Source organism: Streptomyces sp. NPDC005574, from assembly GCF_040605435.1.
Lineage (GTDB): Bacteria > Actinomycetota > Actinomycetes > Streptomycetales > Streptomycetaceae > Streptomyces.
This window is the reverse complement of sequence record NZ_JBEXCW010000001.1, coordinates 236,258-260,827: the sequence shown is the minus strand read 5'-3', so window position 1 is coordinate 260,827 and position 24,570 is coordinate 236,258. Positions and strand designations below refer to the sequence as shown.

Sequence of the window (24,570 nt, the reverse complement as noted above, 5' to 3'; positions counted from 1 at the left end):
GCCGAGGTCAGGGCTGCCGGCGCAGCCCGGAGAACACCAGCCGCGCCACCGCGTCGGCCACCTCGCGCTCGGCCGTGCCGCCTCCGTCGGGCCGATACCACTCGACGATCGAGTTGATCATCCCGAAGACGAGCCGGGTGGCGAGCCGCACCTCCACGTCCCCGCGCACCTCCCCGTCGGCGGCGGCCGCCCGCAGCAGCGCGGCGACCCGGTGGTCGAAGTCGCGGCGCCGCTCCAGCGCCCACCGTTCGGTGTCCGTGTTGCCGCGCACCCGCAGCAGCAGCGTCACGTACGGCAGTTCCGCCATCAGCACCTCGACCATGCGCCGCACGACGTACTCCAGGCGCTCCACGGCACGCCCCGCGCGCGCGGGCTCCTCGTCGAGGATCCCGAAGAGCCCGTCCAGAGCCCGGCTCACGGCGCGGCGCAGCAGCTCCTCCTTGCCCGCCACGTGGTGGTAGATCGAGGACTTGGAGATGCCGGCCGCCTTGGAGAGGTGCTCCATGGAGGTGCCGTCGTAGCCGCGCTCGATGAAGACCTGCACGGCGACGGACAGGAGCGTCTCCGGGGTGTACGTGTCGCGCTTGGCGGTGGTCATGAGCTGCTGCCTTCCCGCTTGTCGCTGGCGTACCGGTGACGGTAGAGCGCGAGGGACGGCGCGTAGCGGCCCGAGGGCTCGCGCAGGTGCAGGTCGTCCAGGAGGTCGTAGGCCCACTCCTTGCCGAGCCTGCGGCTCCACTCGAAGGGGCCGAGCGGATAGTTCACGCCCTGGCGCATCGCGGTGTCGACGTCCTCCTCGGTCGCCACGCCCTTGGCGACGGCGTCGTGCGCGAGGTCGATGATCCGGGCGACCGTGCGGGCGACGATCATGCCGGGGACGTCCCCGATGACGCTGACCTTCTTGCCGAGGGCCTGGAACAGGCCGATGGCCTCGGCGAGGGTCTGCGGGGCGGTGTCCTGGGAGGCGGACAGGGCGATCCGGGTGGCCTTGCGGTAGTCGAGCGCCAGGTCGAAGTAGACGACGTCGCGGAACTCCACGGAGGTCTGACCGTCGGCGAGCGCCAGCTGCCCGCCGCTGGGCAGGACCAGCCGGGTGCCGTGGTCCTCGTCCTCCGCGCGCACCGGGATACCCGCCTCGCCGATCAGCGCGACGAGTTCGGAGGCGGGGCCCAGGTCGCCCTCGGCGACCACGTAGGCGGGCGGCCGGGAGTCCTCCGCGGTGTGCGGCTCGGAGCGCTCGGCGCCGGCGCCGTGGTCGTACCAGCCCTGTCCGGTCTTGCGGCCGAGCCGGCCCGCCTCGACGAGCCGTTGCTGGGCCAGCGAGGGCGTGAAGCGGACGTCCTGGAAGAAGGACCGCCACACGGAGTGCGTGACGGACTCGTTGACGTCCTGGCCGATGAGGTCGGTCAGCTCGAAGGCGCCCATCCGGAAGCCGCCCGACTCGCGCAGCACCGCGTCGATGGTGGCCGGGTCGGCGCCCTGGGCCTCGTACACCGCGAACGCCTCGGCGTAGAAGGGCCGCGCGATGCGGTTGACGATGAAACCGGGCGTGTCCGCGCAGGCGACCGGGGTCTTGCCCCAGGCGCGCGCCATCTCGTACGCGCGCGTGGCCGAGGTGACGTCGGTGGCGAACCCGGAGACCACCTCGACGAGCGGCAGCAGCGGCGCGGGGTTGAAGAAGTGCAGGCCCACCAAGCGGCCGGGGTTGCGCAGGGCGCCGCCGATCGCGGTCACGGACAGGGAGGAGGTGTTGGTGGCGAGCAGGCAGTCCTCGCCGACGACGCCTTCCAGTTCCCTGAACAGTTCCTGCTTGACGTCCAGCCGCTCCAGGACGGCTTCGACGACCAGCGCGCAGTCCGCGAGGTCGCCGAGGTGGGCGGCTGGCAGCAGCCGGGCACGCGCGGAGTCCCGGGCGGAGCCGGCGAGCCGGTCCTTCTCGACGAGCCGGTCGAGACGGGCGCCGATCGCCGCGGCCGCGTCCCGGGCACGCCCGGGAACGGTGTCGTACAGCCGTACGCGATGGCCCGCGACCAGCGCGACCTGGGCGATGCCCTGACCCATGGTGCCGGTGCCGACGACGGCCACGGGGCTGCTGAGGTCGAGTCCTGTCATGTGCGCGATCCTCCCGCACGGGGATTTCCACAGATGCGGCGGTCCCCCTTGTCCCGACCGATCGTTCGGTTACTCTAACCCTGTCCGGCTGTTTCCGCCCAGGTCATGAGCTCAAGGAAGAGTTCTTGAAACGAGGAGTTGGTCCCTGATGGCCGCCGAACTCACCGCGCACCAGCTGATCGCCCAGCACCGGCCCACCCTCGACCAGGCGCTGGAGGCGATCCGCACGCGCGCGTACTGGTCCCCGCACCCCGAGCACCCCAAGGCCTACGGCGAGAACGGCAGCCTGGACATGGCGGCGGGCAAGGCCGCCTTCGACGCCCTCCTCGGCACCCGCCTCGACCTGGACCAGCCCGGCACGGACGACTGGACGGGCGGCGAGGTCTCCCCGTACGGCCTCGAACTGGGCGTGAGCTACCCGCACGCCGACATCGACGTGCTGCTGCCCGCGATGAGGGCCGGGCAGCGCGCCTGGCGCGACGCGGGCGCCGAGACGCGCGCGGTGGTGTGTCTGGAGATCCTCAAGCGGATCAGCGACCGGACGCACGAGTTCGCGCACGCGGTCATGCACACCAGCGGCCAGGCCTTCATGATGGCCTTCCAGGCGGGCGGCCCGCACGCGCAGGACCGCGGTCTGGAGGCGGTGGCCTACGCGTACGTGGAGCAGGTCCGCACCCCCGACACCGCGGAGTGGACCAAGCCCCAGGGCAAGCGCGACCCGCTCGCCCTCACCAAGCAGTTCACGCCGGTCCCGCGCGGCATCGCGCTGCTCATCGGCTGCAACACCTTCCCGACGTGGAACGGCTACCCGGGCCTGTTCGCGTCCCTGGCCACCGGCAACGCCGTCCTGGTGAAGCCGCACCCGCGCGCGGTGCTGCCTCTCGCACTGACCGTGCAGGTCGCGCGCGAGGTGCTCGCCGAGGCCGGTTTCGACCCCAACCTGGTGGCGCTGGCCACCGAACGGCCCGGCGAGGGCATCGCCAGAACGCTGGCCACCCGCCCCGAGATCAAGATCATCGACTACACCGGTTCGACCACGTTCGGCGACTGGCTGGAGGCCAACGCCCGCCAGGCGCAGGTCTACACGGAGAAGGCCGGCGTCAACTCGGTCCTCGTGCACTCCGCCGGCGACTACAAGGGCATGCTGTCCAACCTGGCCTTCTCGCTGTCGCTGTACAGCGGCCAGATGTGCACGACGCCGCAGAACCTGCTCATCCCCCGGGACGGCATCCGCACCGACGAGGGCCCCAAGTCGTTCGACGAGGTGGTGGCCGACCTCGCCCGCGCGGTCGACGGCCTCCTGGGCGACGACGCGCGCGCGAACGCCCTGCTCGGCGCCATCGTCAACCCGGACGTGAAGGCCCGTCTGGAGGCCGCGGCCGGCCTCGGCGAAGTCGCCCTCGCCTCACGGGAGATCGCGAACCCGGAGTTCCCGGGCGCGGTCGTGCGCTCACCCGTGATCGTCAAGCTCGACGGCGCCAAGCCGGACGACGAGGCCGCCTACATGAGCGAGTGCTTCGGGCCGGTCTCCTTCGCCGTCGCGGTCGACTCGGCGGCGGACGCGGTCGGACTGCTGCGGCGGACAGTCCGCGACAAGGGCGCGATGACGGTCGGCGCGTACACCACCGATGAGGAGGTCGAGGCCGAGGTGCGGGAGGTCTGCCTGGAGGAGGCCGCCCAGCTCTCGCTGAACCTCACCGGCGGGGTGTACGTCAACCAGACGGCCGCGTTCTCCGACTTCCACGGCTCGGGCGGCAACCCGGCGGCCAACGCGGCCCTGTGCGACGGCGCGTTCGTGTCCAACCGCTTCCGCGTGGTCGAGGTGCGCCGGGAGGCGTAGGGCCTTGCGTTCGGATCGGGCCGGGCTCGCGGGGGCCGGCCCGATCCGGACGGAAGACCCGGGGTCCGTCCCCGGCTCAGGCCTGGTGTGCGCCCCCGGTGGCACTCCAGTGGTACGGCGTCATGGCCACACTGGTCGCGAGGTTGTAGCTGGAGACCTGGGGGCGCATCGGCAGCGCGACCAGATGGTCGGCCCGCGCGCGCAGGGCGTCGGACAGCCCGCTGCGCTCCGAGCCGAAGGCGAGCACCGCGTCGTCCGGCAGCTTCAGCCCGCGGATGTCCTCGCCCTCCGGATCGAGGGCGAACACCGGCCCGGCCGGCAGTTCCTCGACGGTGAGCCGCTCCACGGCGGTCGCGTAGTGCAGCCCGGCCCCGCCGCGCACCACCGTGGGATGCCAGGGGTCGAGGGTTCCGGTGGTGACGACGCCGGTGGCCCCGAAGCCGGCCGCCAGCCGGATCACGGCCCCCGCGTTGCCCAGGTTGCGCGGCTGGTCGAGAACCACGACCGGCGCCCGGCGCGGCACGCGCGCGAGCCGCTCCAGGTTGGCCGCGCGCGCGGGGCGCACGGCCAGGGCGGCCACCGCCGTCGGGTGCGGTCGCGGCACCAGGGACGTGTACGTCGCCTCGGGCACCTCGGTCAGCAGCCCGGCCAGCGTCTCCCGTACGTCCGGGGCGAGTTCCTCGGCGAGGGCCAGCGCGGCCGCCCGGTCGCCGGTGACCGCCACCGGGATCTCGGCCCCGAAGCGCAGCGCGTGCTTGAGGGCGTGGAAGCCGTCGAGCAGCACGCAGGAGCCGGCGAGCCGGTGCCAGAGACTCACGGAAGCGGGGGCGGGGTCGGGGGCCGGTTCGGTCATGCCGTGAAGCCTACGTGCGACTCCTCGGCGCTCTCGGGGGCGCTGCGCGGCCCGGGCAGCGCCGTACGGCGTCGTCACGCCGCCGTCCGCACGCGCCCGCGCGTCGCCCGGTCGCCCAGCCGGCGCAGGAAGGACGTCGGCAGGAACACCGCGTCGGCGGCGATCATCGCCAGCGAGAAGAACGGCAGCCCGAGCACCACGGCGATCACGGCGTGCTCCATGATCATGGCGGCCAGCAGGACGTTCTTCACCCGCCGGTTGAACAGCGTGAACGGGAAGGCGACCTGCACGATGACGGTCCCGTAGGTCACCAGCATCACCATCGTGCCGCTGGACGACAGCAGGTCGGCGAGGGCGGGCCAGGGGGAGAAGGAGTCGAGGTGCAGGGGGTAGTAGACGGCCGTGCCGTCCTGCCAGCGCGACCCCTGGATCTTGTACCAGCCCGCCGTGGCGTAGATCAGACAGGCCTCGGCCATGATCACGAGCAGGGCACCGTTGTGCACGACGTTGGCGACGACGTCGAGCAGGATTCTCGGCTCGGCGGTCCTCGCGCGGTGCCCGACCACCCACCACACGGCCGACGCGAGCCACACGGCCCACAGCAGCAGCGGCACGAACAGGTCGCCGTCGAAGAGCCACCCGGCGGAGGTCACCGTGACCAGCACCGCGCCGAGCACCCCCCACAAGGCCGGACCCGTTCGGTCCACGACCCATTCCCCGCGCGCGCGTGCCCCGCGCGTCCGCCGGGCCCGCCGCGCGTCCAGCGACCACACCTGGGCGCAGCGAGTGAACACGAGGTAGATGCACATCAGGTGCAGGACGTTGTCGCCGCCGTCCCCCATGAAGACGCTGCGGTTCTGCAGCGACAGCACGCCGGCCATGAAGAGGACGGACAGCGCGCGCGTGTGCCAGCCCAGCAGCAGCAGGACGCCCGACAGCACGGCGAGCGCGTAGACCAGCTCGAACCACACCCGGGAGTCGGACCAGATCAGTGCCGTGAAGGCGCCGTTGTTCGCGATCAGCTGCTGGGCGAGGCCCCAGCTCCATGGGCCGTCGGGGCCGTACAGCTCCTGGCGGTGGGGGTACTCGCGCAGCAGGAACAGCAGCCAGGTCGCGCTGAAGCCGATCCGCACCACGGCCGTCTGGTACGGGCCGAGGGCGGACCCGGTGACGCGGGCGATGCCGCGCGAGACCGACAGGGCGAACCGGTTCACCGGACGCCTCCCGCGGCTTCGCCGTCCGGCACCGACCACCAGGACAGCTCGCGGTACACCGGGGTGTCCGGGACCTGCTCCTTGCTCCACTTCGGCGGGCGCACGTAGGTGGTGCGGGAACGGGCCTGCACCCGCTCGACGACCCCGTCGGACCCGGCCGCGTCCGAGCGGCCCAGGCGCAGCACCAGGATGCGGCGCAGATACGTCTCCGCCAGGGAGCCGCGCACGTTCGTGGCCCGGTTCTGGCCGTCGTGCGTGGAGACGAAGAAGTCCCAGGCCCGGCGCAGTTCGTTCTGCTGTGTATGGCTCGGGAGCAGGTTGCCGTCGATGGCCCGGCCGTCCTGGGCGGACAGGTCGTACCAGCGGGTCGTCCGCGTCCCACCGTCCGCCGTGCTGACCTGGGCGCGGACCTGGACCGCGATGTCCTGCTGGAGCGGGTTGGGGGCGAACAGCATCCAGTTCTGCTCGAACTCGGGATTGATCCAGTCGTAGACGACCTTGCCGTGCTGCTTCGTCAGCGTGTTCGACGGGGCGACGTGCAGGAAGACCATGCCGACGTGGACACAGACCGCGATCGCGACGACCGCGAGGGTCAGCGCCACGGCGATCCTGTAGCGGAGGGACAACGCGGCGACGCTGGTGCGCGGCTCGTCGTAGAGGGGGGCGTGGTGCAGGGACGTGGCGTACGGGGGCCCGTCGTACGAGGGCCCGTCGTACGAGGGCCCGTCAGGCGGGGATCCGTCATGGGGGGATCCGTCATGCGGGTCCGGGGGCGTAGGGCCTTCCGGTTCGGCGGGATGGGCCAGTTCTATCGGTTCGGCGGGATTGGCGGGATTGGCGGGATCGGCGGGATCGGCGGGATCGGCCGGCGCTTTCGGTTCCGCCGGTTGGGCGGGATCGGCCGGTTCCCCGGGTTCCGCCGACCTCATCGGTCTGTCCGATCCGATCGGCTCGGCCGCTTCAGCCGGTGCCGGCGGTTCGACCGCTGCCGGCGGTTCGGTCCGAGCAGACGGATCAGCCGGTGCCGACGATTCGGCCCGTACCGGCGGATCAGCCGGTGCCCCCGGCACGCGAGGGGCGTTCGAGCCTCCGTCGTACGCGTCCATTCCGCCCCGTTCCCCGATTCCGGTCCGCCCGGCCGCCCTGCCGCGCCGCACCACCGCCCACACCGCACCCACGGTGCTCGCACGGAACGGTACTCAGGCCCGCCCGCCGGGCACAGCCCCCACCGCGGCTGCCTCACCGTGACCGTCGCCACCCGCCACCGCCGCCCGGGTTGTCCACAGGGCCGCCCGCAGGTTATCCACAACGGTTGACACCTTACGGCGCCCGTCACACCATGGAATCGCACGAACCGAACGATCGGTCGGGAGCATGTTCCGGCAGAGACCAGGTCGAGGGGACCTCATGGCGACAGCAGCCGCGCACCAGACGGCCCGCACACCGGCGGACGACCCACAGGCGTACGGCCCGGAGGGCGGCGCGCCCGGCACCGACGCGTACGCACGCGCCTTCGACGCCGCCGTGGCCGCCGACGAGCGCATCGAGCCGCGCGACTGGATGCCCGACGCCTACCGGGCGACGCTGGTTCGCCAGATGGCACAGCACGCCCACTCCGAGATCATCGGCATGCAGCCGGAGGCCAACTGGATCACCCGCGCGCCCTCACTGCGCCGCAAGGCGATCCTGATGGCCAAGGTCCAGGACGAGGCCGGCCACGGCCTGTACCTGTACAGCGCGGCCGAGACCCTCGGCACCGGCCGCGACGAACTCCTCGACAAGCTCCACACCGGCCGCCAGAAGTACTCCTCGATCTTCAACTACCCCACGCTGACCTGGGCGGACGTCGGCGCGATCGGCTGGCTGGTGGACGGCGCCGCGATCACCAACCAGGTCCCCCTGTGCCGCTGCTCCTACGGTCCCTACGCCCGCGCGATGGTCCGTGTCTGCAAGGAGGAGTCCTTCCACCAGCGCCAGGGCTACGAACTGCTGCTGGCCCTCAGCCGCGGCACCCCCGCACAGCACGCGATGGCGCAGGACGCGGTCGACCGCTGGTGGTGGCCGTCCCTGATGATGTTCGGGCCGCCGGACGAGGAGTCCGGGCACTCCGCGCAGTCGATGGCCTGGAAGATCAAGCGGCACTCCAACGACGAGCTGCGGCAGCGCTTCGTCGACATCTGCGTCCCCCAGGCCGAGTCCCTGGGCCTCGCCCTGCCGGACCCGGACCTGAAGTGGAACGAGGAGCGCGGGCACCAAGACTTCGGCCCGATCGACTGGACGGAGTTCTGGGAGGTCCTCAAGGGCAACGGCCCGTGCAACGACCAGCGGATCAACCAGCGCAGGCAGGCCCACGAAGAGGGCGCCTGGGTGCGCGAGGCGGCCGCGTCCTACGCGGCCAAGCACACCGGCGAGACAGGAGCGACGCGAGCATGACGAACACCGACTGGCCCCTGTGGGAGGTCTTCGTGCGCTCACGCCGCGGCCTCTCCCACACCCACGCCGGCAGCCTGCACGCTCCGGACGCGGAGTTCGCCCTGCGCAACGCCCGTGACCTATACACCCGGCGCGGCGAGGGCGTGTCGATCTGGGTCGTCCCGTCGTCGGCGGTCACGGCGTCCTCCCCCGACGAGAAGGACCCGTTCTTCGAGCCCTCCGCCGACAAGCCCTACCGGCACCCCACGTTCTACGAGATCCCGGAAGGGGTGAAGCACCTGTGACCACCACGGTTCCCGCCACCCCCACCGCGGCCGCCCTCGCCCTCGGCGACGACGCACTGGTGCTGTCGCACCGCCTGGGAGAGTGGGCGGGCCACGCACCCGTCCTCGAGGAGGAGGTCGCCCTCGCCAACATCGCGCTGGACCTGCTGGGTCAGGCCCGGCTCCTGCTGTCGATGGCCGGCGACGAGGACGAACTGGCGTACCTGCGTGAGGAACGCGCCTTCCGCAACCTCCAGCTCGTCGAGCAGCCGAACGGCGACTTCGCCCACACCATCGCCCGCCAGCTCTACTTCTCCACCTACCAGCACCTCCTGTACGGCGAACTGGCCGCGTCGGACGGCCCGTTCGCCCCGCTCGCCGCGAAGGCCGTCAAGGAGGTCGCCTACCACCGCGACCACGCCGAGCAGTGGACCCTGCGGCTCGGCGACGGCACGGAGGTCAGCCACGAGCGGATGCAGCGGGCCTGCACGGCACTGTGGCGCTTCACCGGCGAACTGTTCCGGCCGGTCGACGGTCTCGACATCGACGGACAGCGGCTGGAGTCCGCCTGGCTCGCCTCCGTCGGGGATGTGCTGCGGCGCGCCACCCTGACCGTCCCCGAGGGGCCGCGGTCCGGGGCGTGGGCGGCGGGCGCCGGCCGCGAGGGCCTGCACACCGAGTCCTTCGGCCGGATGCTCGCCGAGATGCAGCACCTGCACCGCAGCCACCCGGGGGCGTCATGGTGACGCTCACCCCGCTGGAGGCGGAACTCCTGGAGGTCGCCGGCTCGGTGCCCGACCCCGAACTCCCGGTGCTCACCCTGCACGAGCTGGGCGTGGTGCGCGCGGTGCACGTCCGGGGCGAGCACTCGGTCGAGGTCGAACTGACCCCGACGTACACCGGCTGCCCGGCCGTGGAGGCGATGTCGACGGACATCGAGCGGGTCCTGCACGACCACGGGATGCGGGAGGTCACCGTCCGCACCGTGCTCACGCCCGCCTGGTCGACCGACGACATCTCGCCCGAAGGGCTGCGCAAACTGCGCGAGTTCGGCATCGCCCCGCCCCGCAGGCACCTCGCCTCCGAGCCGGTCGTCCTCCAGCTGGGAACGACCCGGGCGGCCGCCGGCACCGAGCCGGAGCCGGTCCGCTGCCCGCACTGCGGATCGGCCGACACCGAGCTGCTCAGCCGCTTCTCCTCCACGGCCTGCAAGGCGCTGCGGCGGTGCCTGTCCTGCCGTGAACCGTTCGACCACTTCAAGGAGTTGTGATGGCCCGCTTCCACGCGCTCCCGGTGGCCGCGGTCGACCGCCTCACCGACGACTCCGTCGCCCTCACCCTCACGGTGCCGCCGGCCCTGCGCGAGGAGTTCCGGCACGCACCCGGCCAGCATCTGACCCTGCGGCGCACCGCCGACGGCACCGAGACCCGGCGCACGTACTCGATCTGCTCCCAGGCTCCGGCCCCGGACGGCGAGGGACCGCGCACCCTGCGCGTCGGGGTGCGCCTGGTCGAGGGAGGCGCCTTCTCGGCGTACGCCTTCAAGGAGACCAACGTCGGCGACGAGCTGGACGTGATGACCCCGGCCGGCCGCTTCACCCTGGAGCCGTCGCCCGGCCTGTACGCCGCGGTGGTGGGCGGCAGCGGCATCACGCCGGTGCTGTCGATCGTCTCGACCCTGCTGGCGCGCGAGCCGGCGGCCCGGTTCTGTCTGATACGCGCCGACCGGACGTCCGCCTCGACGATGTTCCTGGAGGAGGTCGCCGACCTCAAGGACCGCTACCCGCAGCGGCTCCAGGTGGTGACCGTGCTCTCCCGCGAGGAACAGCAGGCGGGGCTCCCCTCCGGCCGCCTGGACCGCGAGCGGCTGACCGGACTGCTGCCGGCGCTGCTGCCCGTCGAGCAGGTGGCGGGATGGTTCCTGTGCGGGCCCTACGGACTCGTCCAGGGCGCCGAACAGGCGCTGCGCGGACTGGGGGTGGCGCGGTCGCGCGTCCACGAGGAGATCTTCCACGTCGACGCGGGCACCACCACCGCACCGGCCCGCCCGGCCCCCGCGCACAGCACGGTGACGGCGCGACTCGACGGACGCGGCGGGAGCTGGCCCGTCCAGGCCGGCGAATCCCTCCTGGAGACGGTGCTGCGCAACCGGCCCGACGCGCCCTACGCCTGCAAGGGCGGGGTGTGCGGTACCTGCCGGGCCTTCCTGGTCGCCGGCGAGGTGCGCATGGACCGCAACTTCGCCCTGGAGACGGAGGAGACGGAGGCGGGGTACGTGCTGGCGTGCCAGTCGCATCCGGTGACGGAGAAGGTGGAACTGGACTTCGACCGCTGAGGACGAACCTCACGACGACCACGGCCGCCACGACCCACCCCGGCGTGGCCGCCGCAGCCGCCCCGGTGCCGTGATGCCTCCTGCCCCGCCGCCCGCGAGCGCCACGCGTGCGCTCCGGCCCGTTCCCTTCTTGTAGAACCTGTTCTATCTTGACGCACCGTCAGACCAGTGGGCCGGACCAGGTCGCGCCGGCCGGCCGGCGGCCGGTGTGCGCGTGGGAGGGCAGGGACCGTGGACTTCACCTTCAGCGAGGAGCAGCAGGCGGCGGCCGAGGCGGCCCGGGGGGTGTTCGCCGGGGTCGCACCGGACGGGGTCCCCAGCCCCGCCCTCACCGCGGGCGCCGTCGCCGACGACTTCGACCGCGCCCTGTGGGCAAGGGTCGCCGAGGCGGACCTGCTGAGCCTGCTGCTGGACGCCGAGTACGGCGGGGCGGGGCTGGACGCCGTCGCGCTGTGCCTGGTGCTGAGCGAGTCGGCGAAGGTGCTGGCGCGGATGCCGCTCCTGGAGAGCAGCGCCGCCGCGGCGACCGTCCAGGCGTACGGGCGAGGGGAGTTGAAGTCCGCTCTGCTGGCGCGGGTGGGCCGCGGAGAGGTCGTGGTGACCGTCGCAGCGAGTGGCCGGACCGGCCATGACCCGGCCGAACGCGCCGTGACCGCCCGGCGGGACGGCGACACGCGGGACACCATCACCACCGGGCAGGGGCACGGACAGCGGGAAGGCGGCTCCGCGCAAGGCGGAGAGGGCGCCGGATGGATCCTCGACGGGGTGCAGACGGCGGTGCCGTGGGCGTACGACGCCGACTTCGTTCTCGTGCCCGCCCACACGGCCGACGACCGCACGGTGCTCGCCCTGGTGCCCCGCGTCCACGAGGGGGTCGCGCTCGCCGAGCAGATCTCCACCACCGGTGAACGCCTCGGTGAACTGCGCCTGGAGTCGGCGCGGATCGCGGCGCGGGACGTCATCGACGCCGAGGGCGCCTGGGAGTGGCTGCGCGACCTGCTGACCACCGGCACCTGTGCGCTGGCGCTCGGCCTCGGCCGGCAGGTGCTGCGGATGACCGGCGACTACACCGGCAAGCGCGAACAGTTCGGGCATCCGGTGGCCACTTTCCAGGCGGTCGCCGTCCAGGCCGCCGACCGGTACATCGACCTGCGCGCGATGGAGGCCACGCTGTGGCAGGCCGCGTGGCGCATCGGTTCGGGCGCGCAGGGGGCGCTGCCCGCCTCGGGGGATGTGGCGGTCGCCAAGATCTGGGCGTCGGAGGGGGTACGGCGGATCGTGCAGACCGCCCAGCACCTGCACGGTGGCTTCGGCGCCGACGTGGACTACTCGCTGCACCGGTACCACGCCTGGGCCAAGCACCTGGAGCTGTCGCTCGGTCCGGCGTCCGCGCACGAGGAGGCCCTGGGCGACCTGCTGGCGGCCCACGCACCGGCCTGACCGGCCGACCGCGAGGGCCCACAGGGCCGCTCCATGCCGGCCCGGGAAATCCCGAGATCCCCGGCGGCCCCGGACGTCCTAGAGAACGAACCCCGGCTGTCCCTCGTCGGTGACCACGGGGCGCCCGGCGGCCGCCCACACCTGCATGCCGCCGTCGACGTTCACGGCGTCCAGGCCCTGCTGGACGAGGTACGTCGTGACCTGGGCCGAGCGGCCGCCGGAGCGGCAGATCACGTTGATCGTGCCGTCCTGCGGGGCGGCCTCGGTCAGCTCGCCGTACCGGGCGACGAACTCACTGATGGGAATGTGCAGCGCCCCTTCGGCGTGACCGGCCCGCCACTCGTCGTCCTCGCGGACGTCCAGCAGGAAGTCGCCGTCCTTGAGGTCCGGGACCTCGACCGTGGGCACACCAGCTCCGAAATGCATGACCCCGACGCTACCGGACCCGCCCGCGCCCCGGCCCGGCCACCCGAAGGACGACGGCGGCCCCCGCCCGCACTACTCGCCCTGCTCGCCCGGCTCGTCCTGCCCCTGCTCCCCCTGCTGCCCGTGCTGTTGGTCCTCTTCCCCGGCGCGCATCGAGGCGAGTTCCACCTCACGTTCGGAGACCTGGGCGAGGAGCTGCTCGGCGATCTCCTCCAGCAGCCGGTCGGGGTCGTCCGGTGCCAGGCGCAGCATCCCGCCGATCGCGCTCTCCTCCAGCTCCCGCGCGACATGGGCGAGGAGTTCCTTGCGCTGGGCGAGCCACTCCAGGCGGGCGTAGAGCTCCTCGGCGGGGGTCGGGGGCGGCTCCTTGGGCACCGGGCCCGCCGCCCACTCCTCGGCCAGTTCCTTCAGCAGCGCCACGTCGCCGCGGGCGTAGGCGGCGTTGACGCGGGTGATGAACTCCTCGCGCCGGGCCTGCTCGGACTCGTCCTGCGCCAGGTCGGGGTGGGCCTTGCGGGCCAGCTCGCGGTAGAGCTTGCGGGCCTCGTCGCTGGGACGCACCCGCTGCGGGGGCCGGACCGGCTGGTCCGTGAGCATCGCGGCCGCCTCCGGGAACAGACCGTCCCCGTCCATCCAGCCGTTGAACAGTTCCTCGACGCCGGGCATGGGCATGACGCGGGCGCGCGCCTCGTCCGCCTTGCGCAGGTCCTCGGGGTCACCGGTGCGGGCGGCCCGCGCCTCGGCGATCTGCGCGTCCAGCTCGTCGAGGCGGGAGTACATCGGGCCGAGCCGCTGGTGGTGCAGGCGCGAGAAGTTCTCGACCTCGATGCGGAAGGTCTCCACCGCGATCTCGTACTCGATCAGCGCCTGCTCGGCGGCCCGCACGGCGCGCTCCAGCCGCTCCTCGGGGCGGGGGGCGCCATCCTGCGGTGCCACCGGGGTTTCGCCGGCGGCACCGTCCTGCTCAGTCTCCGGGCTCGTCACCCGACCAGCGTAGGCCACGCCCGGCCCGGCCGACCGTCGCTTCCCCCACGGGCGGACGGCTCACGCACCAGCCCTGCCCACGTCGGCCGCCTGCCCCTTCGCGTCCCCGTCGCGGCTTCCCGCGGTCCGGCCCCTCAGACGCCCAGTTCCGCGGCGATCCGTCCCGCGCGCACCGCGGTCACGAGTTCCGCGTGGTCGGCCTCGGTGCGGTCGGCGTAGGAGACGGCGAAGGCGGCGATCGCCTCGTCGAGTTCCTCGCTCTTGCCGCAGTAGCCCGCGACGCGGCGGGGGTCGGCGCTGTGGGAGTGGGCGCGGGCCAGCAGGGCGCCGGTCATGCGGCCGTAGTCGTCCAGTTGGTCGGCGGCGAGGGCCGCGGGGTCGACGCTGCCCTTGCGGTTGCGGAACTGCCGTACCTGGAAGGGGCGTTCGCCGACCGTCGTCCAGCCCAGCAGGATGTCGCTGACGACCTGCATGCGCTTCTGGCCGAGGACGACACGGCGGCCCTCGTGCGCGACCTCGGGCGTGTCGAACCCGGCGCTCGCCAGGTGCGGCAGCAGCGCGGAGGGGCGGGCCTCCTTCACCTGGAGGACAAGGGGCTCGTCCCGGTGGTCCAGGAGCAGCACGACGTAGGACCGGGTGCCGACGCTTCCGGTGCCGACCACGCGGAAGGCGACGTCGTGCACGGCGTGCCGGGCCAGCAGGGGCAGGCGGTCCTCGGACAGCGTGGTCAGGTACTCGGCGAGGGACGAGGCGACGGCCGCGGCCTCCGCGTCGGGAACGCGCCGCAGAACCGGCTGGGCGTCGACGAAGCGGCGCCCGCCGTCCTCGGACGGTTCCGTCGACTTCGCCGCGAAGCGTCCGCTGGTGTTGGCGCGGGCCTTCTCGGAGACGCGTTCCAGGGTGCCGAGCAGGTCGTGGGCGTCGGTGTGGGAGACGAGTTCCTCGTCCGCGATGGCGTTCCACGCGTCGAGGACGGGGAGTTTGGCGAGCAGGCGCATGGTGCGGCGGTAGGCGCCCGCCGCGTCGTGGGCCGCCTTGCGGCAGGTGTCCTCGTCGGCGCCGGCGGCCCGCCCGGCGAGCACGAGGGAGGCGGCGAGCCGCTTGAGGTCCCACTCCCAGGGACCGTGGACCGTCTCGTCGAAGTCGTTCAGGTCGATGACCAGGCCGCCGCGGGCGTCGCCGTAGAGGCCGAAGTTCGCCGCGTGGGCGTCGCCGCAGATCTGGGCGCGGATCCTGGTGACGGGGGTGCGTGCGAGGTCGTGGGCCATCAGGCCCGCCGAACCGCGCAGGAAGGCGAAGGGTGTGGCCGCCATCCGTCCGACCCGGATGGGGGTGAGTTCGGGCAGCCGGCCGTGTCCGGACTCCTCGACCGCGCTCAGCGCGTCGGGCCGGGAGGGGTCGGCTTCGAACGTGGCGTGCGCACTGCGGGGGATCTGTTCGCGAAGGGCCTTGCCCTCGCTCTTGGGTGACCCGCCGGCGGGCCACTCGGCGAAGCCCCGCACCCGGGGCAGCCGCCGGGGCGCCGACTCGGCCGACTCCCGCGCCGCTTCTTCCGCACCGACCTGGCTCACGCCGACCGCCTCCCCCACACCGCCCGCACGAACATCAACTCGTGCGAACCGTACAGCCGGTGGCCGAAACGCGTCAGACCCTGTGGACAACTCCGCGACGGCTCGTGTGATTGTCCTCACCAGGTAATCCCGGTCACCCGCCCGGCGATGCCGCGGACATCCGCCCGCGGGACCCCGCGCGACCCAGGGCCGGCCCCCGCGGTCGGCTGCCCCAGGGCCCCCGGCGGCCGGCCGACGCAGCGCCCGGACACCCGACTCAGCAGGTCACGACCGCGCCGCCGCGCGGCAACGCGAAAGCCCCGCAGATCCGAAGACCTGCGGGGCTTTCAACTGTGCGCGAGGGGGGAGTTGAACCCCCACGCCCTTTCGGGCACTGGAACCTGAATCCAGCGCGTCTGCCTATTCCGCCACCCGCGCATTGGGTGTGTTTTCCGGCTCCGACCCCTTGCGGGCGGCGCCTTCCGACAGCCAGAACATTAGCACGCTGGCAGGGGTGGGTTCACATCGCTTACGGCGGGGCAGCCGCCCACCAGCACCTTCGTCACCGACCGCCCCCGACCCGGCGACCCGCCGGGCCTCCGGGCACGTATCAACGTCGGCCGGTTCACGTATCAACCTCGTACCGGTACCGCTCGTCTCCCCTGGAGCAGGGCGGGGTCCACAGTCAGGTGCGGGACACTGGTCTGCGGCCGCCTCTACGATCCTTGGCAGGACCGGGGCCCGAAGGAGTTCGAAGACGAGCTCCGGCGGGAACGTCGTCAGGCGTCGACACCCGTCGACCGGGCCGACAGGGGGAACCAGCCGATTTACCGGCGCGTGGATACGATCAGTAAGCAGTATCGGCAGTACAAGGCAGGACAGAGCCCGATCGGCGGGCGACAGGACGTCGGCGACTACGGAGGAGGTGCCCCATGGGAGTCCTGAAGAAATTCGAGCAGCGTCTCGAAGGTCTGGTCAACGGCACCTTCGCCAAGGTGTTCAAGTCCGAGGTGCAGCCCGTGGAGATCGCGGGAGCGCTCCAGCGCGAGTGCGACAACAACGCGACCATCTGGAACCGCGACCGGACCGTCGTACCCAACGACTTCATCGTGGAGCTGAGCACGCCGGACTTCGAGCGGCTCAGCCCCTACTCCGGGCAGCTCGGCGACGAGCTCGCCGGCATGGTGCGCGACTACGCGAAGCAGCAGCGCTACACCTTCATGGGCCCCATCAAGGTCCATCTGGAGAAGGCCGACGACCTCGACACCGGTCTGTACCGGGTCCGCAGCCGCACCCTCGCGTCCTCCAGCAACCAGCAGGCGGCCCCCGGACCCGCCCCGGCGAACCCGGCCCCCGGCCGGCCCGGGGGCTACGGCTACCCGCCGGCCGCCGCGCCCGCCGGCGCCCCGCCCATGCCCGCCGCGCCGCCGCCCGGCGGCCGTCCCGGCGCCGCGCCCCACGGCCAGCGGCCCGCGGCCGCGGCCCCGGCAGGCACCCGCACCCGCCACTGGATCGAGATCAACGGCACCCGCCATCAGATCTCCCGCGCAACGCTGGTGCTGGGCCGCAGCACCGAAGCCGACGTGCGGATCGACGACCCCGGCGTCTCGCGCCGGCACTGTGAGATCCGGACCGGAACGCCCTCGACGATCCAGGATCTCGGGTCCACCAACGGCATCGTGGTGGACGGGCAGCACACCACTCGCGCTACGCTCCGCGACGGCTCGCGGATCGTCGTGGGCAGTACCACCATCATTTACCGGCAAGCCGAAGGGTGAAGCGGGGGCAATGTCAGAGCTGACCCTCACGGTCATGCGGCTGGGTTTCCTGGCCGTTCTGTGGCTGTTCGTGATCGTGGCCGTGCAGGTCATCCGCAGCGACCTGTTCGGAACGCGCGTCACTCAGCGCGGGTCGCGACGGGAATCCGGCCGGCCGCAGCAGCAGGCCGCCCGGCAACAGGCGGCGGCACCGCCGCCCCAGCGCCAGCAGGCCTCGGGCGGCCGCCAGCGCCGTAACGCGCCCACCAAGCTGGTCGTGACGGAGGGCACCCTCACCGGCACCACCGTCGCGCTGCAGGGCCAGACCATCACGCTGGGCCGGGCGCACGACAGCACCATCGTGCTGGACGACGACTACGCCTCCAGCCGCCATGCCAGGATCTACCCGGACCGCGACGGTCAGTGGATCGTCGAGGACCTGGGCTCCACCAACGGCACGTACCTCGACCGAACGCGGCTGACGACCCCCACGCCGATCGCGCCGGGCGCGCCGATCCGCATCGGCAAGACCGTCATCGAGCTGCGGAAGTAGTACTACGTCATGAATGAGTGCGAGCGGAGCGAGCACGCCGCGGAGGCCGGCACCCCGGGTCCCGGCGCGCTCCCGACCGGAGGGTGGGCACCGTGCGGATGTACCCGGAGCCGACGGGCGAGGTGCGCATGAGTCTGTCACTGCGCTTCGCCGCCGGATCGCACAAGGGCATGATCCGGGAGGGCAACGAGGACTCCGGATACGCCGGTCCGCGTCTGCTCGCCATCGCCGACGGAATGGGCGGCGCCGCGGCCGGCGAGGTCGCCTCCTCCGAGGCCATCTCGACGATCGTCGCCCTCGACGACGACGTGCCCGGCTCCGACCTCCTCACCTCCCTCGGCACCGCCGTCCAGCGCGCCAACGACCAGTTGCGCTCGATGGTCGAGGACGACCCCCAGCTCGAAGGCATGGGCACCACGCTCACCGCGCTGCTGTGGACCGGCCAGCGACTGGGCCTGGTGCACGTCGGCGACTCGCGCGCGTACCTGCTGCGCGACGGCGTCCTCACCCAGATCACCCAGGACCACACCTGGGTGCAGCGCCTCGTCGACGAGGGCCGCATCACCGAAGAGGAAGCCACCACCCACCCGCAGCGCTCCCTGCTGATGCGCGCGCTGGGCAGCGGCGAGCACGTCGAGCCCGACCTCTCCATCCGCGAGGTCCGCGCCGGCGACCGCTACCTGATCTGCTCCGACGGCCTGTCGGGCGTCGTGTCCCACCAGACCCTCGAGGACACCCTCGCCAGCTACCAGGGCCCCCAGGAGACCGTGCAGGAGCTGATCCAGCTCGCCCTGCGCGGCGGCGGCCCCGACAACATCACGGTGATCGTCGCCGACGTCCTCGACCTCGACACCGGGGACACCCTCGCCGGGCAGCTGTCCGACACCCCGGTCGTCGTCGGCGCCGTCGCCGAGAACCAGCAGCACCCCGGCCACGACAACGGCATCATGCAGACGCCCGCCGGCCGCGCCTCCGGCCTCGGCCGCCAGGTGCCCGGACAGGGCGGCGCGGGCGGCTTCGGCCCGCCCGGCTCCGGCGACACCACCGGCTACATCCAGACCGGCGGCTTCGACGACTACACCGACGAGGACTTCGTCAAGCCCCGCAAGGGCCGCAGGTGGCTGAAGAGATCCTTCTACACCGTCCTCGCCCTCGCCGTGGTCGGCGGCGGCCTCTACGGCGGCTACCGCTGGACGCAGACGCAGTACTACGTCGGCGCCAACGGTGAGCACGTCGCGCTGTACCGGGGCATCAGCCAGGACCTCGCCTGGGTCTCGTTGTCCAAGGTGGAGAAGGATCACCCCGAGATCGAACTCAAGTACCTGCCGCCCTACCAGCAGAAGCAGGTCAAGGCGACGATCGCGGAGGGCGGTCTGCCGGACGCCCGGTCGAAGATCTCCGAGCTCGCCGTGCAGGCCTCCGCCTGCCAGAAGCAGGCCGAGCGGGCCGCCGCCGCGAACAGTTCGAAGACCACCACGGGCAAGACCGGTGGCACCACGGGAACCACCAGCACCTCCCTCACGTCCAAGGCGTCGCCGAGCCCGCACGCGTCGGGAACGGCCTCACCGTCCCCGACCCCGACCGCGCCCACCCCCAGCCCCGGCCCCAGCCTCTCCGACCAGGAGCAGAAGGTCGTCTCGCTGTGCGACAAGCAGTAGCCAAGCCGTGAGAGGCCCTGTCACACGATGAGCAGTACTACCAACACACCGACGCACCACACGTCCACCATCGGCTCGATCGGCACCCCGAGCCGGCGCAACACCGAGCTCGCGCTCCTGGTGTTCGCGGTGGTCATCCCGGTCTTCGCGTACGCCAACGTGGGACTGGCCATCGACGACAAGGTCCCCGCCGGCCTGCTCAGCTACGGCCTGGGCCTCGGTCTGCTGGCCGGCATCGGCCATCTCGTCGTACGGAAGTTCGCGCCGTACGCGGACCCGCTGCTGCTGCCGCTGGCGACCCTGCTGAACGGACTCGGTCTCGTCATCATCTGGCGCCTGGACCAGTCCAAACTGCTCCAGTCGATCGGCCAGGCAGGTCACGCCGCCTCACGGCAGCTGCTGTACACGGCCCTGGGCATCGCCCTCTTCGCCGTGGTGCTGATCTTCCTCAAGGACCACCGCGCCCTGCAGCGCTACACCTACATCTCGATGGTCGGCGCGCTCGTCCTGCTCCTGCTGCCGCTGGTGCCGGGCCTCGGCAAGAACCTCTACGGCGCCAAGATCTGGATCTCGGTCGCCGGCTTCTCCATCCAGCCCGGCGAGTTCGCGAAGATCGTCCTGGCGATCTTCTTCGCCGGCTACCTGATGGTGAAGCGGGACGCCCTCGCGCTCGCCAGCCGCCGCTTCATGGGTCTCTACCTGCCGCGCGGCCGCGACCTCGGACCCATCCTGGTCGTGTGGTTCGTCTCGATCCTGATCCTGGTCTTCGAGACGGACCTCGGTACGTCGCTGCTGTTCTTCGGAATGTTCGTCATCATGCTGTACGTCGCCACCGAGCGGACCAGCTGGATCGTCTTCGGTCTGCTGATGTCCTCGGCCGGCGCCGTCGGCGTGGCCAGCTTCGAGTCGCACGTCCAGCAGCGCGTCCAGGCCTGGCTCGACCCGATGAAGGAGTACACGCTCAGCCGCACCCCGGGCGCCACCGGAATCCACTCCGAGCAGGCCATGCAGGCCCTGTGGGCCTTCGGCTCCGGCGGCACCCTCGGCACCGGACTGGGCCAGGGCCACTCCGAGCTCATCCGCTTCGCCGCCAACTCCGACTTCATCCTCGCCACCTTCGGCGAGGAACTCGGCCTCGCCGGCGTCATGGCGATCCTGATGCTCTACGCCCTCATCGTGGAGCGCGGCGTGCGCACGGCCCTCGCCGCCCGCGACCCCTTCGGCAAGCTCCTCGCCATCGGCCTGTCCGGCGCCTTCGCCCTCCAGGTGTTCGTCGTCGCTGGCGGCGTCATGGGCCTGATCCCGCTGACCGGTATGACGATGCCGTTCCTGGCCTCCGGTGGCTCCGCCGTCATCGCCAACTGGGCCCTCATCGGCATCCTGCTGCGCATCAGCGACACCGCGCGCCGCCCGGCGCCGACCCCCGCCCCCAGCCCCGACGCCGAGATGACCCAGGTGGTCCGCCCGTCATGAACAAGCCCCTGCGCCGGATCGCGATCTTCTGCGCTCTGCTCGTCCTCACACTGCTGCTGCGCGACAACTGGCTCCAGTACGTCAAGGCCGACGAACTGCGCACGGACACCAACAACCGCCGGGTGGCGATCGAGCAGTACGCCACCCCGCGCGGCGACATCATCGTCGACGGCAAGTCCATCACCGACTCCAAGAAGACCTCCAGCGGCGACTTCGAGTACAAGCGCACCTACAAGGACGGCGCCATGTGGGCGCCCGTCACCGGGTTCGCCTCGCAGGCGTACGGCACCAACCAGATCGAGAACATCGAGGACGGCATCCTCACCGGCACCGACGACCGGCTGTTCTTCCGCAACACCCTCGACATGATCACGGGCAAGCCGAAGGAGGGCGGCAACGTCGTCACCACCCTCAACGCCGCCGCCCAGAAGGCCGCCTACGAGGGCCTCTCCAAGCGCGGCAAGGGCGCCGTCGCCGCCATCGACCCGTCCACCGGCGCGATCCTGGCCCTCGCCTCCTACCCGTCGTACGACCCGTCCACGATCGCCGGGTCCAACGACGGGGAGGCCTGGAACAAGCTCCTCAAGAAGAACAACCCCGACGACCCGATGCTGAACCGGGCGCTGCGCGAGACCTACCCGCCCGGTTCCACCTTCAAGGTGGTGACCGCCGCCGCGGCCCTGGAGAACGGCCTCTACTCCTCCGCCGACCAGAAGACGGACTCGCCGCTGCCGTGGATCATGCCCGGCACCACGACCCCGCTGAAGAACGAGGGCAACATCCCCTGCAAGAACGCGACGCTGCGGATCGCCCTGCGCTACTCCTGCAACAGCGTCTTCGGCAAGGTCGGCGCGGACCTCGGCAACGACAAGATGCTCGCGGAGGCCAAGAAGTTCGGCTTCGACTCCGAGCAGTTCACGCCGGTCCGCTCCAACGCGTCGGTCTTCTCCGAGGACATGAACCAGTCGCAGACCGCGCTGTCCTCGATCGGCCAGTACAACACCGCCGCCACCCCGCTGCAGATGGCCATGGTCGCCTCCGCGGTCGCCAACGACGGCAAGCTGATGAAGCCCTACATGGTCGACAAGCTCCAGGCGCCCAACCTCGACACCCTGGAACAGACCGACCCCCAGGAACTCGGCCGCCCCCTGTCCTCCAAGAACGCCCAGATCCTGCAGTCGATGATGGAGACGGTCGTCAAGGAGGGCACCGGTACCGCCGCGCAGATCGACGGCGTCACCGTGGGCGGCAAGACCGGTACCGCCCAGCACGGTGTCGCGAACAGCAAGAACCCGTACGCATGGTTCCTGTCCTACGCCAAGCTCAGCGACAACAGCTCACCGGTCGCCGTGGCGGTGGTCGTCGAGGACGACAACGCCAACCGTGACGACATCTCCGGCGGCGGTCTCGCGGCCCCCATCGCGAAGAGCGTGATGGAGGCGGTCATCAACAGCAAGCAGTGACCCCGATCACGTCCCCCTCACATCGGTGCACGTTGCGATACCGGTCCTGTATCGGGTGACGGGCTTGGCCAGGTCACACAGAGGGATCCGGGTACGGTATGCCCGGACGGCAGCCTCCGGCCGCACACACGTGCAGGCCGGGACCGACGGAGAGGGCTGGTAGGGAACTATGGAAGAGCCGCGTCGCCTCGGCGGCCGGTACGAACTGGGCCATGTGCTCGGCCGCGGTGGCATGGCGGAGGTCTACCTCGCCCATGACACCCGCCTCGGCCGTACCGTGGCGGTGAAGACGCTGCGCGCGGACCTCGCGCGCGACCCGTCCTTCCAGGCCCGGTTCCGCCGGGAGGCCCAGTCGGCCGCCTCGCTCAACCATCCCGCGATCGTCGCGGTCTACGACACGGGCGAGGACTACATCGACGGGGTCTCGATCCCGTACATTGTCATGGAGTACGTCGACGGCTCCACACTCCGTGAGCTCCTCCACAGCGGCCGCAAGCTGCTGCCGGAGCGCACACTGGAGATGACCATCGGCATCCTCCAGGGGCTCGAGTACGCCCACCGCAGCGGCATCGTCCACCGTGACATCAAGCCGGCCAACGTCATGCTGACGCGCAACGGCCAGGTCAAGGTCATGGACTTCGGCATCGCCCGCGCCATGGGCGACTCCGGCATGACGATGACGCAGACGGCCGCGGTCATCGGCACCGCCCAGTACCTCTCCCCGGAGCAGGCCAAGGGCGAACAGGTCGACGCCCGCTCGGACCTCTACTCGACGGGCTGCCTGCTCTACGAACTCCTCACGGTGCGACCGCCGTTCGTCGGGGACTCCCCGGTCGCGGTCGCCTACCAGCACGTCCGCGAGGAACCGCAGCCGCCGAGCGTCTTCGACGCCGAGATCACGCCCGAGATGGACGCGATCGTCCTCAAGGCCCTCACCAAGGACCCCGACTATCGCTACCAGTCGGCCGACGAGATGCGCGCCGACATCGAGGCCTGCCTCGACGGCCAGCCGGTCGCGGCCACCGCCGCCATGGGATCCGTGGGCTACGGCGGCTACCCGGACGAGCAGCCGACGACGGCCCTGCGCTCCACGGACGCCGGCGCCACGTCGATGCTGCCGCCCATGAACCCCGACGAAGGCGGTTACGGCTACGACGACCGCCCCGACCGGCGCCGCCAGAAGAAGTCGAACACCTCGACCATCCTGCTGGTCGTGGCCGGCGTCCTGGTCCTCGTCGGCGCGATCCTCATCGGCAGGTGGATCTTCGGCGGCGACGGGGTGAGCAACAACACCGTCGCGGTCCCCAATCTCGTGGGCCAGAGCAGAGCCGACGCCACGAAGCTGCTGACCAACAGTGACCTCAAGGTCGGCACGATCTCCCAGAAGCCCTGCGAGGCCCAGAGCAAGGGCAAGATCTGCTCCTCCGACCCGACCGAGGGCACCAAGGTCGACAAGAACACCAGCGTCGACCTGGTCGTCTCCACCGGCGCGCCGAAGGTCACCGTGCCCAGCGTCATCGGCCTGAAACTGGACGAAGCGACCTCGCAACTCACGGGCGACGACTACCAGTTCAAGATCAAGACGGTGACACGGGAGTCCACGGACGAGCCGAACACCGTGCTGAACCAGGACCCGGTCAAGGGCAACGAGGTGGAGAAGGGATCGACGATCACCCTCACCATCGCCAAGGCCGCCGAGAAGGCCACCGTCCCGGACGTCATCGGCCAGTCCTGTGACGCCGCCAAGGCGCAGATGTCGGACAACGACCTCTCCGGGAACTGCACCGAGGTCGAGACCGACGACCAGAACCAGGTCGGCAAGGTCATCGCGACCTCACCGCAGGCCGGCACCCAGGCCGACAAGAACTCCACGGTCACCATCCAGATCGGCAAGGCGAAGCAGCCACAGAAGGTCGCGGTCCCCAACATCCAGGGCCAGACCCTCAAGGACGCCAAGAACCTGATCCAGCAGGCGGGGCTGAAGGTCGGCAACATCACCGGCTCGAACGACGACAACTCCATCGTCTTCACCTCCAACCCGGCCCAGGGCACCCAGGTCGACGCCGGCTCCTCCGTCGACCTCGTCACGGTGGGCCAGAACAACGGCAACAACAACGGCGGCAACGACGGCGGCACCAACTTCTTCGGAGGAGTCACCGGCACAGCGTTCCGCCCGCAGGACTGACCTCCCCCGACGGCACGCCGCCCGCACCCAGC

The 24,570-nt window shown here is 71.5% G+C and carries 21 protein-coding genes and 1 tRNA gene; 13 read left to right on the top strand and 9 right to left on the bottom strand.

The annotated features are described in order from the left end of the window. Positions 1–7: 7 nt before the first annotated feature. Together ABZT03_RS01250 and ABZT03_RS01245 are read right to left on the bottom strand one after the other, a co-directional pair. Positions 8–598, bottom strand: coding sequence for a TetR/AcrR family transcriptional regulator (locus tag ABZT03_RS01250; RefSeq protein WP_356031769.1), 591 nt, complete (start codon positions 596–598; stop codon positions 8–10). Continuing rightward, positions 595–2,112: a 3-hydroxyacyl-CoA dehydrogenase gene (locus tag ABZT03_RS01245; protein ID WP_356031767.1), complete on the bottom strand. Its 1,518-nt coding sequence runs from the start codon at positions 2,110–2,112 to the stop codon at positions 595–597. Before ABZT03_RS01245 ends, ABZT03_RS01250 begins: the two co-directional genes overlap by 4 nt. Before the next feature lie 148 nt (positions 2,113–2,260). Here ABZT03_RS01245 and paaN point away from each other — a divergent pair, with 148 nt between their 5' ends. Beyond that, positions 2,261–3,952: a phenylacetic acid degradation protein PaaN gene (gene paaN / locus ABZT03_RS01240; protein ID WP_356031764.1), complete on the top strand. Its 1,692-nt coding sequence runs from the start codon at positions 2,261–2,263 to the stop codon at positions 3,950–3,952. A 76-nt stretch (positions 3,953–4,028) separates the two neighbouring features. Here paaN and ABZT03_RS01235 read toward each other — a convergent pair whose 3' ends face one another. The 3 genes from ABZT03_RS01235 to ABZT03_RS01225 form a co-directional block, all read right to left on the bottom strand. Beyond that, on the bottom strand, positions 4,029–4,805 hold the full coding sequence (locus tag ABZT03_RS01235; protein WP_356031761.1) for a TrmH family RNA methyltransferase: 777 nt from the start codon (positions 4,803–4,805) through the stop codon (positions 4,029–4,031). 74 nt (positions 4,806–4,879) lie between these two features. Further along, positions 4,880–6,019 (bottom strand): HTTM domain-containing protein, encoded by a 1,140-nt coding sequence (locus tag ABZT03_RS01230; protein ID WP_356031758.1) that lies wholly within the window; start codon positions 6,017–6,019, stop codon positions 4,880–4,882. Continuing rightward, positions 6,016–6,948: a DUF5819 family protein gene (locus tag ABZT03_RS01225; RefSeq protein WP_356031756.1), complete on the bottom strand. Its 933-nt coding sequence runs from the start codon at positions 6,946–6,948 to the stop codon at positions 6,016–6,018. Before ABZT03_RS01225 ends, ABZT03_RS01230 begins: the two co-directional genes overlap by 4 nt. Positions 6,949–7,426: 478 nt before the next feature. Between ABZT03_RS01225 and paaA the strand changes: the two genes are divergently transcribed. From paaA to ABZT03_RS01195, 6 genes are all read left to right on the top strand, one after another. Further along, positions 7,427–8,452, top strand: a complete 1,026-nt coding sequence (gene paaA, locus ABZT03_RS01220) for a 1,2-phenylacetyl-CoA epoxidase subunit PaaA (RefSeq protein WP_356031753.1) — start codon at positions 7,427–7,429, stop codon at positions 8,450–8,452. After that, on the top strand, positions 8,449–8,736 hold the full coding sequence (gene paaB / locus ABZT03_RS01215; RefSeq protein ID WP_020130608.1) for a 1,2-phenylacetyl-CoA epoxidase subunit PaaB: 288 nt from the start codon (positions 8,449–8,451) through the stop codon (positions 8,734–8,736). The genes paaA and paaB overlap by 4 nt, the downstream gene beginning before the upstream one ends. After that, on the top strand, positions 8,733–9,461 hold the full coding sequence (gene paaC / locus ABZT03_RS01210; protein WP_356031749.1) for a 1,2-phenylacetyl-CoA epoxidase subunit PaaC: 729 nt from the start codon (positions 8,733–8,735) through the stop codon (positions 9,459–9,461). Before paaB ends, paaC begins: the two co-directional genes overlap by 4 nt. Then, positions 9,455–9,985 carry a 1,2-phenylacetyl-CoA epoxidase subunit PaaD gene (gene paaD, locus ABZT03_RS01205; protein WP_356031747.1) on the top strand — a complete coding sequence of 177 codons (531 nt, stop codon included), beginning with the start codon at positions 9,455–9,457 and terminating at the stop codon, positions 9,983–9,985. Before paaC ends, paaD begins: the two co-directional genes overlap by 7 nt. After that, positions 9,985–11,049, top strand: coding sequence for a 2Fe-2S iron-sulfur cluster-binding protein (locus ABZT03_RS01200; protein ID WP_356031744.1), 1,065 nt, complete (start codon positions 9,985–9,987; stop codon positions 11,047–11,049). Before paaD ends, ABZT03_RS01200 begins: the two co-directional genes overlap by 1 nt. Before the next feature lie 231 nt (positions 11,050–11,280). Next, positions 11,281–12,489, top strand: a complete 1,209-nt coding sequence (locus ABZT03_RS01195; protein ID WP_356031742.1) for an acyl-CoA dehydrogenase family protein — start codon at positions 11,281–11,283, stop codon at positions 12,487–12,489. A 78-nt stretch (positions 12,490–12,567) separates the two neighbouring features. On the opposite strand, the gene ABZT03_RS01190 is transcribed toward ABZT03_RS01195, so the two are convergent. The 4 genes from ABZT03_RS01190 to ABZT03_RS01175 all read right to left on the bottom strand — a co-directional run bounded on the left by ABZT03_RS01190 (position 12,568) and on the right by ABZT03_RS01175 (position 15,887). Then, positions 12,568–12,897, bottom strand: coding sequence for a rhodanese-like domain-containing protein (locus tag ABZT03_RS01190; protein WP_356031963.1), 330 nt, complete (start codon positions 12,895–12,897; stop codon positions 12,568–12,570). Between the two features lie 90 nt (positions 12,898–12,987). After that, positions 12,988–13,899 (bottom strand): J domain-containing protein, encoded by a 912-nt coding sequence (locus ABZT03_RS01185; RefSeq protein ID WP_356031738.1) that lies wholly within the window; start codon positions 13,897–13,899, stop codon positions 12,988–12,990. A gap of 134 nt (positions 13,900–14,033) precedes the next feature. Further along, a complete protein-coding gene (locus ABZT03_RS01180) occupies positions 14,034–15,470 on the bottom strand; it encodes a DUF2252 domain-containing protein (RefSeq protein ID WP_356031735.1) in 1,437 nt (478 codons plus the stop codon). Positions 15,471–15,803: 333 nt separating this feature from the next. Beyond that, positions 15,804–15,887: transfer RNA gene (locus ABZT03_RS01175), tRNA-Leu, on the bottom strand. Positions 15,888–16,381: 494 nt separating this feature from the next. On the opposite strand from ABZT03_RS01175, the gene ABZT03_RS01170 reads away from it, so the two are divergent. The 6 genes from ABZT03_RS01170 (at position 16,382) to pknB (ending at position 24,538) form a co-directional block, all read left to right on the top strand. After that, a complete protein-coding gene (locus ABZT03_RS01170) occupies positions 16,382–17,227 on the top strand; it encodes a DUF3662 and FHA domain-containing protein (protein WP_356031732.1) in 846 nt (281 codons plus the stop codon). 10 nt (positions 17,228–17,237) lie between these two features. Next, complete coding sequence (locus ABZT03_RS01165; protein ID WP_356031730.1) at positions 17,238–17,759, top strand: FHA domain-containing protein; 522 nt, start codon at positions 17,238–17,240, stop codon at positions 17,757–17,759. A 98-nt stretch (positions 17,760–17,857) separates the two neighbouring features. Further along, on the top strand, positions 17,858–19,417 hold the full coding sequence (locus ABZT03_RS01160) for a Stp1/IreP family PP2C-type Ser/Thr phosphatase (protein WP_356031961.1): 1,560 nt from the start codon (positions 17,858–17,860) through the stop codon (positions 19,415–19,417). 27 nt (positions 19,418–19,444) lie between these two features. Continuing rightward, entirely contained in the window at positions 19,445–20,890 is a 1,446-nt protein-coding gene (locus tag ABZT03_RS01155; protein WP_356031728.1) for an FtsW/RodA/SpoVE family cell cycle protein, read from the top strand. After that, a complete protein-coding gene (locus ABZT03_RS01150; RefSeq protein WP_356031726.1) occupies positions 20,887–22,353 on the top strand; it encodes a penicillin-binding transpeptidase domain-containing protein in 1,467 nt (488 codons plus the stop codon). The genes ABZT03_RS01155 and ABZT03_RS01150 overlap by 4 nt, the downstream gene beginning before the upstream one ends. Positions 22,354–22,522: 169 nt before the next feature. Continuing rightward, entirely contained in the window at positions 22,523–24,538 is a 2,016-nt protein-coding gene (gene pknB / locus ABZT03_RS01145; protein WP_356031724.1) for a Stk1 family PASTA domain-containing Ser/Thr kinase, read from the top strand. The last annotated feature ends 32 nt before the right edge of the window (positions 24,539–24,570 follow it).

Coding starts and splice junctions, on each gene's coding strand:
- ABZT03_RS01250 (WP_356031769.1), bottom strand. CDS start 598: ATGACCACCGCCAAGCGCGACACGTACACCCCGGAGACGCTCCTGTCC.
- ABZT03_RS01245 (WP_356031767.1), bottom strand. CDS start 2,112: ATGACAGGACTCGACCTCAGCAGCCCCGTGGCCGTCGTCGGCACCGGC.
- paaN (WP_356031764.1), top strand. CDS start 2,261: ATGGCCGCCGAACTCACCGCGCACCAGCTGATCGCCCAGCACCGGCCC.
- ABZT03_RS01235 (WP_356031761.1), bottom strand. CDS start 4,805: ATGACCGAACCGGCCCCCGACCCCGCCCCCGCTTCCGTGAGTCTCTGG.
- ABZT03_RS01225 (WP_356031756.1), bottom strand. CDS start 6,948: ATGAGGTCGGCGGAACCCGGGGAACCGGCCGATCCCGCCCAACCGGCG.
- paaA (WP_356031753.1), top strand. CDS start 7,427: ATGGCGACAGCAGCCGCGCACCAGACGGCCCGCACACCGGCGGACGAC.
- paaB (WP_020130608.1), top strand. CDS start 8,449: ATGACGAACACCGACTGGCCCCTGTGGGAGGTCTTCGTGCGCTCACGC.
- paaD (WP_356031747.1), top strand. CDS start 9,455: ATGGTGACGCTCACCCCGCTGGAGGCGGAACTCCTGGAGGTCGCCGGC.
- ABZT03_RS01200 (WP_356031744.1), top strand. CDS start 9,985: ATGGCCCGCTTCCACGCGCTCCCGGTGGCCGCGGTCGACCGCCTCACC.
- ABZT03_RS01170 (WP_356031732.1), top strand. CDS start 16,382: ATGGGAGTCCTGAAGAAATTCGAGCAGCGTCTCGAAGGTCTGGTCAAC.
- ABZT03_RS01165 (WP_356031730.1), top strand. CDS start 17,238: ATGTCAGAGCTGACCCTCACGGTCATGCGGCTGGGTTTCCTGGCCGTT.
- ABZT03_RS01160 (WP_356031961.1), top strand. CDS start 17,858: ATGTACCCGGAGCCGACGGGCGAGGTGCGCATGAGTCTGTCACTGCGC.
- ABZT03_RS01155 (WP_356031728.1), top strand. CDS start 19,445: ATGAGCAGTACTACCAACACACCGACGCACCACACGTCCACCATCGGC.
- ABZT03_RS01150 (WP_356031726.1), top strand. CDS start 20,887: ATGAACAAGCCCCTGCGCCGGATCGCGATCTTCTGCGCTCTGCTCGTC.
- pknB (WP_356031724.1), top strand. CDS start 22,523: ATGGAAGAGCCGCGTCGCCTCGGCGGCCGGTACGAACTGGGCCATGTG.